Origin of the sequence: Priestia sp. FSL P4-0332, from assembly GCF_038005845.1 — a bacterium.
Lineage (GTDB): Bacteria > Bacillota > Bacilli > Bacillales > Bacillaceae_H > Priestia.
This window is the reverse complement of the sequence record NZ_JBBOUA010000006.1, coordinates 52,827-63,246: the sequence shown is the minus strand read 5'-3', so window position 1 is coordinate 63,246 and position 10,420 is coordinate 52,827. Positions and strand designations below refer to the sequence as shown.

Annotated in this window: 8 protein-coding genes; all 8 read right to left on the bottom strand. The window is 38.8% G+C overall.

Features of this window, described 5'->3' with window-relative positions; all coding sequences use genetic code 11:
- Positions 1-95: 95 nt before the first annotated feature.
- From MKY06_RS30340 to MKY06_RS30305, 8 genes are read right to left on the bottom strand one after another with little or no spacing between them, the layout of a single operon-like run.
- On the bottom strand, positions 96-1,208 hold the full coding sequence (locus MKY06_RS30340) for a bifunctional lytic transglycosylase/C40 family peptidase (protein ID WP_340962338.1): 1,113 nt from the start codon (positions 1,206-1,208) through the stop codon (positions 96-98).
- 3 nt (positions 1,209-1,211) lie between these two features.
- Positions 1,212-3,146 carry a VirB4 family type IV secretion system protein gene (locus MKY06_RS30335; RefSeq protein WP_218813127.1) on the bottom strand — a complete coding sequence of 645 codons (1,935 nt, stop codon included), beginning with the start codon at positions 3,144-3,146 and terminating at the stop codon, positions 1,212-1,214.
- 17 nt (positions 3,147-3,163) lie between these two features.
- Positions 3,164-3,892, bottom strand: a complete 729-nt coding sequence (locus MKY06_RS30330; RefSeq protein WP_218813128.1) for a hypothetical protein — start codon at positions 3,890-3,892, stop codon at positions 3,164-3,166.
- A gap of 13 nt (positions 3,893-3,905) precedes the next feature.
- Positions 3,906-4,196: a DUF5592 family protein gene (locus tag MKY06_RS30325; RefSeq protein ID WP_057275469.1), complete on the bottom strand. Its 291-nt coding sequence runs from the start codon at positions 4,194-4,196 to the stop codon at positions 3,906-3,908.
- Between the two features lie 39 nt (positions 4,197-4,235).
- Positions 4,236-7,049 carry a pLS20_p028 family conjugation system transmembrane protein gene (locus MKY06_RS30320; RefSeq protein ID WP_340962336.1) on the bottom strand — a complete coding sequence of 938 codons (2,814 nt, stop codon included), beginning with the start codon at positions 7,047-7,049 and terminating at the stop codon, positions 4,236-4,238.
- A gap of 23 nt (positions 7,050-7,072) precedes the next feature.
- A complete protein-coding gene (locus MKY06_RS30315; RefSeq protein ID WP_218813130.1) occupies positions 7,073-7,279 on the bottom strand; it encodes a hypothetical protein in 207 nt (68 codons plus the stop codon).
- A gap of 20 nt (positions 7,280-7,299) precedes the next feature.
- Complete coding sequence (locus MKY06_RS30310) at positions 7,300-9,882, bottom strand: VirD4-like conjugal transfer protein, CD1115 family (RefSeq protein WP_340962335.1); 2,583 nt, start codon at positions 9,880-9,882, stop codon at positions 7,300-7,302.
- Positions 9,872-10,381 carry a hypothetical protein gene (locus MKY06_RS30305; protein ID WP_340962334.1) on the bottom strand — a complete coding sequence of 170 codons (510 nt, stop codon included), beginning with the start codon at positions 10,379-10,381 and terminating at the stop codon, positions 9,872-9,874. The genes MKY06_RS30310 and MKY06_RS30305 overlap by 11 nt, the downstream gene beginning before the upstream one ends.
- Positions 10,382-10,420 lie beyond the last annotated feature (39 nt).

Sequence of the window (10,420 nt, the reverse complement as noted above, 5' to 3'; positions counted from 1 at the left end):
GTTCAGGTAAATGTTGAAAATGGTTACGCCTGCCACCACAACGGCAAGCGCTCCAAATAGTAGTGCTGCTTTATTTTTCATCGCCTTTTCTCCTTTTAAAATCGTTTTACTCTTCCATTGAATCGTTCACCAAAATACGTTCCTTTTGCCATACTTGCGATGGCTACACCTGTTTTTCCTTGGCAGCCTAAAAACTGATTATCGCCAACGTAAATGCCGACATGGCCGTCTTTTTTATAGGTATCAAAAAACACCACATCCCCAGGCTTCATGTCTTTTGGATTGATCGCTTGCCCTTGTATTTTGAGTGTATCGGTTGTTACTCCTGACATCGGACCAACATTCATTCCTACCTGTTCGAATGCCCATCTGACAAAACTTGAACAATCAAAACGTCCTGCATTAATATCAGATTGAGAGCGTCCACCGCCAAATACATAACGTGTTTTACCTATCAACGTTTTGCCTGCGTCAATCACTTTTACACCCGATTTACCACCACTTCCTCCACTCGCAGGAGCAGCCGGTTTTCCGTCAGCTGTGATCGTTCCTGTGTAATATTTCAAAACCGCATCTTTATAGGCTATATCGCCATAGCACGCCTGATAGGGAACAGCTTCTGGTCGAAGGCAGTGATAGTTTCCTGTATGCTTGACTTTTTGATATTGAATTTGCGAAAACTTAATGGCTAATTCCTTGGTATAGTGCCCTCCATTCTTGTTCACGAAGATAATAAACCCTGGCCCGAAATTATAACTTTGTAGACATAACTCTAGATCGTAATGGGCTTTTTCAAGCACACTCTTAAAATGTTTGACCCCTTGATCGATGGACGCTTCTGGATTCTGAATACACCCAACTCTTCCACATTTAGACTCAGAGGATTGCATTGGATCGTTGCCTTTTCCTCCACTTTCTTGCATCATAAGTGCCATCATAATTGGCACGTAGGAAGCATCTAACCCATGCTTTTGTGCGTATTTTTCAAGCAAGGGTTGATACCTCATGACTTCTGGTGACACATTAGCCGTTCCTACGCCAATGCCTCCTCCTTCAATCTCTGTTACATCACCTTGTTGACTGTCATTTTCAAATTCACCTGTAATAGCTACAATCGTACTCATGACTAAGAGGCCCGATAATCCTAACAGGATCAACGCGCCTCCAATCAAATATTTTTTTGGAATGAGCTGTAAAACAATATGCAAGGCTTAAGCACCTCCACCATACAGCACTTTTTCTTCCTCATCGATTTCAATCTGAAAGAGAATGTTTTTAACGGACTTAATACAAAGAAGAACATCTCCAATTGGTAGCTTCGGAATCTCAGCTAATTCACTATCGGTAATGCCAGTTTTAAACACTCGCTGAATCGTATCTAAGTTGTTATCATCCTGCTGCATGATGAATTTATATTGTGTTAAATCAAATAGCTTTTTAATTTTTTCAATCGCTGTTTGTTCGGAACCATCTGGTACAAAATCGCTGATTAAATGACTCGCATAAATTAAGCCAGCAAAATATTTACGTGCTTCTCGACTAAACTCTGTCAAGAAATCTAAGGTATGTTCATTTCCTTTTTTCGTGTTAATTAAATGGTGCGCCTCGTCAATAACAATGAGGTAACGTACAGCATCTTCAAAGGCTAATGTCCCTTTCGTATAGGCTGCCAGTTGTGGTTCTCCATTCTGCAGCATTCCATCCCACAATAAACTCATAACGTTGAAAAGCTGTGCTTGTGCAATTTCATCTTTTAATTTGGATAAATGACGGATCGAGAAGAATACGACTTGTTCATCGTTAAAATCTTCAATCGTCGAAGTCCCATCAAACAAATGAGCGTAGGTTTCAACCAAATTTTCAATGTTCAGCTCAATTAATTCAAGACGAAGTTTACGGTGCTCCCCTAAGTTGGGGTGGTGTTCCTTTGTTTCCTCTTTTACATAAAGCTCTTCACGAATGAGCTTTAAAAAGTTACTAAAGGTTGGGTAGGCTTCTTTAGGAAGACCCGTAATTTGATTACGAACGCCTTTTTCATCGTTCCATAACTTCTTTTGGATATAGAGTTTACGAAGTAACTTTTCGTACTCTTTTAACTCATCATCTTTTGCCTCTGGTGCAATAAAGCGATAGAAAACGGTTAATTTGGATAAATGCTGCGTAAAGCTATTAATCTCATGTTCATGGGTTTTAAACACTTGTAAAGGATTAATCAGCCCTTCTGATCCGTCTAATGCAATTTGCCTTCCCCCCAGTTCTCTGACGAGACTTTCAAACTCTCCTACAATATCAAATCCCCGAACCTTATAGCCTTTAATGGCATTATCCGTTGTCACTTTCTTTAAAAAGGTTGATTTACCTGCCCCCATTAGTCCAATTAACGCAGCATTATAACTTTTACGTTGTTGGTCTTTATGAAACAAATCAAAGATGACGCTGCCTCCTGTACGAGTTGTCCCTTGATATGTGCCGTATGGATCATCTAAGTGAGTAAAATGAAAAGGAAATCCTCCGGCTAATGCTAATGCGGGGATTTCCTTTCCTTTTCGCTTATTGGGATATTTCCTTTGAATGTCAAAATGCGTCACTAACGATTCCCACTCATACTCTTGTTCATTTAAGAAAATGGATCCTCTGAAGTTATGCGTTTCAAGATGATGAATGACTTCTTTTAATCGCTTTTCTAAATCAGGAATGGTTTTTTCAGCAATATAAATGCGAAGATGAACACGTTTAATCACTTCCCCATTTGTCACTTGGCGGTATAACTCTTTCATATCTAAATACTGTTCTTGAGCATCCATTCGATCAATATTTTCTTTGGCATTCACATGCCGTGCATTTTGTTCGGACATATTTTTATTGATGGCTTCTACTACTTGTTTTCGCTCATCACTCACAACATCTAGGGTAGTGATGGCATTTGGCATATTCATGATTGGCTCAAGCCAAAAATCATTCACATTCGTCGGATACTCATAAATATGAATACAAGTCGAATACCCGTCACCATTTCGCACGAGGTTTTCTTTAAAACTCACACCTCCTTGTGGTTGGATCTGTGCCACTAAATGGGGATTGTATCCTTTTTTCTGCTTGATCTCTTGGGGTGTTTTCTCTTTTTTACGAAAAGGTAAAGTTATCATGGTTTTATCATCCTTTCTTATTGTTTATTACCAAGCTTGGCGTTTTGATTGTAGAGTTTGTAAAGAAGATTGATTTGTTTTTCATCCGAAACAGGTAACAGAGGGACAGCGAGTTGAATATCTCGCATCAATTGGATCATCTGATCCTTTACAGCCGATTCAGTTGATCCGTAAAGAAAAAGAAAGTATTCTCGATTGGTCCGTCCCCATTCTAAATATTGAAGTTCTTTTAATTTTTTTTGTAAGAAACGAAGGGATAACGCATTTTTGGCTTCTCGAATCTTCTTTTCAAGGTACTGTTGTTGTTTTTGAGTAGAAACGGGTAAGTTTAATGAAACGATTTTGAATGCTTCCTCATGTCCCTGGTATCCTTTTGCCAACGTATAAATATTGCGCCCTGCCTCTTGATCTTGCATGGCATTAATATCTGCGCTTTGTAGCTGCCAAATCCCAAAAAAGCCTCCATTATCTTTTAACTGAAATAACCCACTATCTGTTCGATCGATGACCGGAATGATATCAACCACACTTTTCTTTACCTCTGGCGGCTTGTTTTTCTTTTTTTCCTTTTCAGCCTTTTGAGGTTGTAATAGAGAAAAGAGATTCTTTTTCTTTGTACGCCCCATCTGTTTATCCATCTCTTTTTCATCAAAAAGAAGCGATTTCGTTGTTTTCTTCTCTTTAGGAACAGCTGCGATAGAGGTAGGTTTCTCTTCTTCTAGTATTCTTTCATCAAATAATGCCATCTATTACCCTCCTTTATTCTTGATCTCGATCTATAGCACAATACGTGCTCTTCTTTCGTACCAATGTAAGCAACAACGCCTCATACATCCGTTTTTTAGGGTTTGTGCTTGGTCTAACGATCATTAACACTCCAAATATGCCCATGAAGATATAAAAGGGAATTTGGAGCGTAGGATGAATGAAAAAGCGTAACATCATGGTGACCATGAGTAAGCCAATAATAAACAACAAGTCAAAGAGATAAAGAGACTTATTAATCTTTAATTCTGTTGTGATTTCTTTTGGAATGTTATAGTTTGCCATTACCCTTCTCCTTTCCATAAAAAAGAGAAGTAACGCTTGTTACTTCTCTTCTGGTTTATTTCGTTTCTTTGATCCAAGGTTTCGTAAATCTCGCCCTGTATTTCGTCCAATTTGATAAGAACGTTTTGTTTTGTGGATTGTTTGCGAATTATCAATACGTTCTTTTACCTTTCCTACCCCTCCCTTAAAGTTATCTTTTACCACTTGTGCAATATTGCGTGTTTCTATCCGGTTCTGATCTGGCATTGGAATATCGTCTGTTGAAGCAGGAACTGTGTCTTTTTCAATTGGTTGTTTTCCTTGGCGTGGTTCCTGTGTTGCTGCCACTTGTGCTTGTGCTTGATCCATCCCTGTCGGTATGGAATCAGACGGTTCTCTTGTTGGTGTAGGATAACTTACACTTTCTACAGAAGATCCACCTTCACTTGTACTTCCACCGTAACCGGAAGTTTGGATTTCCTCATGAACAGGTGTACTCACATTTCCTATAGAAGAGCTACCTTCACTTGTACTTCCGCCGTAACCGGAAGTTTGAATTTCTTCATGAACAGGTGTACTCACATTTCCTATAGAAGAGCTACCTTCACTTGTACTTCCGCCGTAACCGGAAGTTTGAATTTCTTCATGAACAGGTGTACTCACATTTCCTACAGAAGATCCACCTTCACTTGTACTTCCACCGTAACCGGAAGTTTGAATTTCTTCATGAACAGGCGTACTCATACTTCCTACAGAGGAGCTGCCTCCATTTGTACTTCCACTCTGACCAGAAGCTTGCATTTCACCATGTAGAGGAGTACTTGCCTTTCCTACAGAAGAGCTGCCTCCATTTGTACTTCCACTATGACCGGAAGCCTGCATTTCACCATGTAGAGGAGTACTTGCCTTTCCTACAGAAGAGCTGCCTCCATTTGTACTTCCACTATGACCAGAAGCCTGCATTTCATCATGTAGAGAAGCACTTGCCTTCCCTACAGAGGAGCTGCCTCCATTTGTGTTTCCACTATGACCAGAAGCCTGCATTTCATCATGTAAGGAAGCACTTCCACCCTCTACAGAAGATCCGGTACCTTCATTTGCACTCTCACTATAACCAGAAGCTTGCATTTCATCATGTAGAGAAGCACTTCCACCTTCTACAGAAGATCCAGTACCTTCACTTGCACCTTCAGCATAACCAGAGGCTTGCATTTCATCATGTAGAGAAGCACTTCCGCCCTCTACAGAAGATCCAGTACCTTCACTTGCACCTTCAGCATAACCAGAGGCTTGCATTTCATCATGTAGAGATGTATTTCCACCTTCTACAGAGGAAGTTGATCCTTGACTATCAGTAGAAACACCTGCTGCCTTCATTTCATCTTGTAATGATGTTCCTTGACCTGCTCCTTTCCCTTCTGAAGAATTTCCTTCAGTATTTTTGCCCCCTTCTTGTTTTTCAGTAGCAGACAATCCCTGTTGTTGAGCTTTCTGCTCATTTCCTGAGTTTTGACCTTTAGAAGCAGCGTTTCCTTTCTCACCTGCCATTCCTGCCTTTTTCATTTCTTCATGCAAGGCTGGCTGTTTTTCTTTATTTCCTTGTGTAGTTAACCCTTTACCAAGACCGCCAACTCCTGCTGCTGTCTGAAGAGCACCACTACCAAGTCCTTTTCCTACATTACCAATACCTTTTGCAAGGTTAGCTCCTCCTTTTGCTGTTCTGTTCATCATGCCAATACCACTTTCAATGCCTTTTGCTATTCCAAATCCTCCTGCTATAGCACCCCAACCACTCTTGAGGCCGGCATCAATGCCAAATAGACGTTCACACATGATCGGGCCATCTACAACGGCAATACTAAAGGCAATCAATGCAATGAGATACGGAATACCTTCTAATTTATCGCTAATAAAGACCGTTCCCATCAAATAGACCTTCATGGAAATGAAAATCATAATGATGACTAGGAACGTATTCACTATGTTTTTTAGTACAGCTTTTAACTTTTGTCCGTCTGATACATCGGCAGGTGCAACTAATTGGGCTAAAATCGAGTTAAATCCTATTTCGTAACACAGTTTCGCTAGTTTAATTGAGGTAAACAACTGTGTCATCCCTATAACAAAGAGGGAAATAGCAATTGTCCAGAAGTTCCATGACCATCGATAATAAAGTTCTGGAAAGAAATCAAACCATCCATTATCTAGCTCTGCAACTCCATCTTTCCCATCTGGTGTCAAAGCAGTCTTATGGGTGATTATGTCTTTTCCATCAGCACTTAATTCTTTATCTTTAGAAACCTTAAATTTATCATCAATCTTTTCAGTAATATCAATCATCATAATATTTTTTTGAGGCACTTTATTTGGTTCTTTCAATTCTGGACTCTTCCATTTCGTAAGGTCAAATTGTGCCACATCTGTGATATTACTTTTAATAATCTTTTCACTTACAGTGCCTTTTTCATTTAAATCAACGGCTTCAATGGCTTGGTCAGTGAACTTATCCGCCTTTAACATGCTTGTGTTTAATAAAAGTAAGACTGCCATTGAAATAAAAATGTTAATCATAATTTGTTCACGATTGACTTTCTTCTGAATGATTAACATGTAGCCGATATACAAAAAGGAAAAAGCCAGTAACACATATAAAAAGGGTTGAACCTTAGTAATAAAATCTTGAATATCCGGTGAATTAAAGAAGGTTTTAATCCCTAAAATGCTGTCTGTAATCCCTTCTAATCCATCCACTAGAATGGAAAGAACTTTGATACACGCCCATCCAAATTTCCGCAATAAATAGCTGAGGATATTTCCAGCATCTAAGTACTCTGAAAACTCATGTAGCTTTTTTAGAATTTCTTCATCCTTCATCTGCCCATCTCCTTACAAAGGTATTAGATCCCTTGAAATAAAGCATCAACTGTCATCTCTATTCGTTCATCCAGAGGAGAAACGCGAATTTGCACAGGTGCTTCTCCCTCCTGTCCTTTTTCCAGTTGTACAGTACCATCTAGTAAACCAATCAACACCTGATGCCCTTCCTTCACAATCGGTGCATAGTCCTCTAAAATACGCTCTAACTCCTTTGAAATACTCGTCATTCTTTCTCCCCCTTTTGATATTAGGCTTCTTGTTTTTCCATCTCATGTTGTAACTTCTTGATGATGGTATTTATTTTTGTTTGAAGAAGTTGGTGGACATTCTTATTGAGTCGGTCACTAACTCCTAACATCTTTAATTCCTCTTCAAAATCACTCATGGACTGCTGCTCAATCTCTTCCACCGTTTTATTCATCGCTTTTGGTAAATGTTCTTTTAGAGAAATAGAAACGTTCTTATCTCCACCGAAAAACTCTTTGACTGTCTTAGTTTTATAGTTCTCATATGTTAGAGAAGGAAACGGATCGTCGGCTAGTTCCTCTTCTTTTTCCACTGATGGAGCTTGTGATTGAAAAGGAAAGAAATTATGAATCACCAAAGATCTTGGATTGACTTGTTCATGTAAAGACGAAATATCAATATCTAGAATGGAACGATCTGTGTTAAAGTCATCTCCAAGGTATTCCCAACGGTATTTCAACGCTGTTTTTCCAGTGTTATAGATGGGATGTGCTTTAATTCTCTGACGTGCTTTATCTTGACGTTTTACAACACGTACAACCACACTTTCTCCTTCTTTAAGTTCCATTAACTCATTGGGTGTTAATAACGGTTTGCCATCAACCCCCTCTGTTTTACTTTTATCCGTTGATAACGCTTTCCCACTTCGAGAGGTAGAATTAATCGTACCGTCTCCTAATTTTTGCGAGATTGTCTTTGCTGTTTCATAGTTATTGCTTAAAATATAAATCGTATTCCCACAGTTCCCTTCAATCGTTTCAGCATCATCTCCATATTTATTTTTTAGTTGTGCATAGGCTTGAATCACTAAGTTGAAGCGTATGTTTCGCCCTAAACAAACCGTGATAATATTCGCCATATCTTGAATAGCTGGCATATTTCCAAATTCATCTAAAATTAGAATCACTTCCCTGTGGCACTTGTTTCCTCTTGCCAATGAAGCATTCTTAGAAAGCACATAATATAACTGCCGAACAAAAATCGACGCTATCACATGATTACTAGAATCATAATCTGGTGTAACCATGAAAATGGCGATTGGTTTTGTAAAATATGTCACTTCTTTTACATGAATGGTTGGATGCTGCTTCTCGACTGTAAACGTCGTAGCTCCTGTTTCTTTCGTGATTTTATTAATCGATATAACGGTTTCAAGCCTCGATGAAGTAACAATTTTATCACTCAACTTTTCGGCTAGAATAATTTCATCATTTTGCTTTACTTCACTTGTAAAGTTGACCTCAAATAACCCTTTGGCATCCGTTTTAATCGTTTCTGTTTGACCATCTGGAAAGGTCATTTCTAAGCGAGTAAGGGGTGCTGCTGTTCCCTTGATTGTTTTCCCAAAGCCAACACGCTTTAAATCGACGCTGTTTTTAGAGGTCATTTTCGCAATTTCATCAAATGTAAAAATGGATAATCCATTCATCGTTTGGGTGAAGATCCCACCCCTTGTTGTGCCTTTTGAAAAGTTTGAAGTCGCATACTGCATTTTGGCGACACTTTCTGTTGGCAACCCATCAAAGTACAAATCTAACGCATTTTGCATATCTCCTTTTTTATTAATCACAACCTCTTTCGAGCCTAACTCCGACAACATATTCGCCACCGTGTACATGGTGATTTTATTTTCTTCCTTTTCCTTAATACACTTATCCGTTACAGCAAGAATCATGGCGTTACATAAACTCATGGCACATTGTTGCCAGAACGGATCTTTGGCATTTGGATTGTAGTAAAGCGTATAGGATAACGTATTACATAAAGCTTGAGCTGTTGAGTAATCACCATCTTTATACGTTTCTTTGATCATTTCCAACAAGTTATAACTCATGGATTCTAACGGATTGAGTAAATTTAAAACTTCGATATGATAGCCCCTTTTTTCAAGTGTTTCCTTCGAAGCAGCTAGTATCTCTGCCTTGGGATCATTCACAATTAAAGAAGGTTGTTTTTCAGCCCGTGAGTAGATATCAATCGTTGGAAAAACAAAGGTTTCCCCTTTCCCTGATCGTGTAATCCCAATGATCAAATTATTAACGGGTGTATCGTCAATCAGCATATAATTTTTCTTCGTAAAGAATCGATGTGTGTGGAGTAGCTTCTGTATTCCCTTTAAAGCTTTGTACTCTTTCCATGTTTGAATCAGATCATAGGTTTGAATACGTGAAACAGGTACACCACCTCCGCCTTGATAGGTTGTCGTTTTTTCAGGTACTTTTCGATATTGCTTTTTCAGTTCGCGTCTTGTTGTAAATCGCCCCGACCCTTTTTGGTTGCGGTTTAAATCTTTAAAGTTGGATCGAATATTATAAGCAAATTTAGCCGTTAATAAGGCAGCCACTAGACACATGGCTCCATATAAAGGTGAGTACTGTTGAAGATGTATCTCTGTCAAAAAAGATGTTTCCAAATGAAAAGGCTGCGGTTCAAATACATCACTAAACGTTGTTTGAACAAGGTTCCGCATCATATTAAAAAGAAAGTTCAAGATAAGAAGAATAGACACAAAAAAACAAGCACTTAAAGGAATAAGTACTTGTTTTTCAGCGAACACATATTTGATCGACTTATTAGGTTGCATTTCTCATTCCCTCCTGGTCAATCTGTTCAGAAGTAGGAATGACATAATAGGCACTTGATGAAAGAGAAAAAAACGTTTGATCTCTTGCCTCATACTTATGTTGAAGGTAGCGAAAGGCCGTATTAATGTCCCATTGTACCTCTTTCATATCCTCTTCTGTCACCATATAGGCTTCATTAAAAACTAAGTCGTCTTTTTCTTGTTGAGTGAGCTTAGAGACATCTAGAGGTGGCATAGTTGGTTTCGTGCATAATCGAAACTTGAACGCATATTTAAGAAAATCATCTGTAAGAGTGATAGAATCGGCATTCTTAAAGATAACAACAATCTGATTTTCCAAAAGAATGACATTATGGATACTGTTCGCAATACGTTGGGCGTGGAGCTGAGTCGTGTAAAAGGTGCCTAATTCGATTTCGAGAAACAAATCTTCTTCATAGTACTCAACCCCTACCACGAAGGCTTGCTTATGGTTTTTAACTTTCGTTTGTGTATACATGCTGTTCACCCTTTCTTTTGAAATAGTTTGTTAGTTGGT

What these genes read in the sequence shown, in the direction of transcription:
- MKY06_RS30330 (WP_218813128.1), bottom strand. Translation starts at nt 3,892, where the DNA reads ATGGCATTATTTGATGAAAGAATACTAGAAGAAGAGAAACCTACCTCT.
- MKY06_RS30305 (WP_340962334.1), bottom strand. Translation starts at nt 10,381, where the DNA reads ATGTATACACAAACGAAAGTTAAAAACCATAAGCAAGCCTTCGTGGTA.
- MKY06_RS30335 (WP_218813127.1), bottom strand. Translation starts at nt 3,146, where the DNA reads ATGATAACTTTACCTTTTCGTAAAAAAGAGAAAACACCCCAAGAGATC.
- MKY06_RS30325 (WP_057275469.1), bottom strand. Translation starts at nt 4,196, where the DNA reads ATGGCAAACTATAACATTCCAAAAGAAATCACAACAGAATTAAAGATT.
- MKY06_RS30315 (WP_218813130.1), bottom strand. Translation starts at nt 7,279, where the DNA reads ATGACGAGTATTTCAAAGGAGTTAGAGCGTATTTTAGAGGACTATGCA.
- MKY06_RS30310 (WP_340962335.1), bottom strand. Translation starts at nt 9,882, where the DNA reads ATGCAACCTAATAAGTCGATCAAATATGTGTTCGCTGAAAAACAAGTA.
- MKY06_RS30320 (WP_340962336.1), bottom strand. Translation starts at nt 7,049, where the DNA reads ATGAAGGATGAAGAAATTCTAAAAAAGCTACATGAGTTTTCAGAGTAC.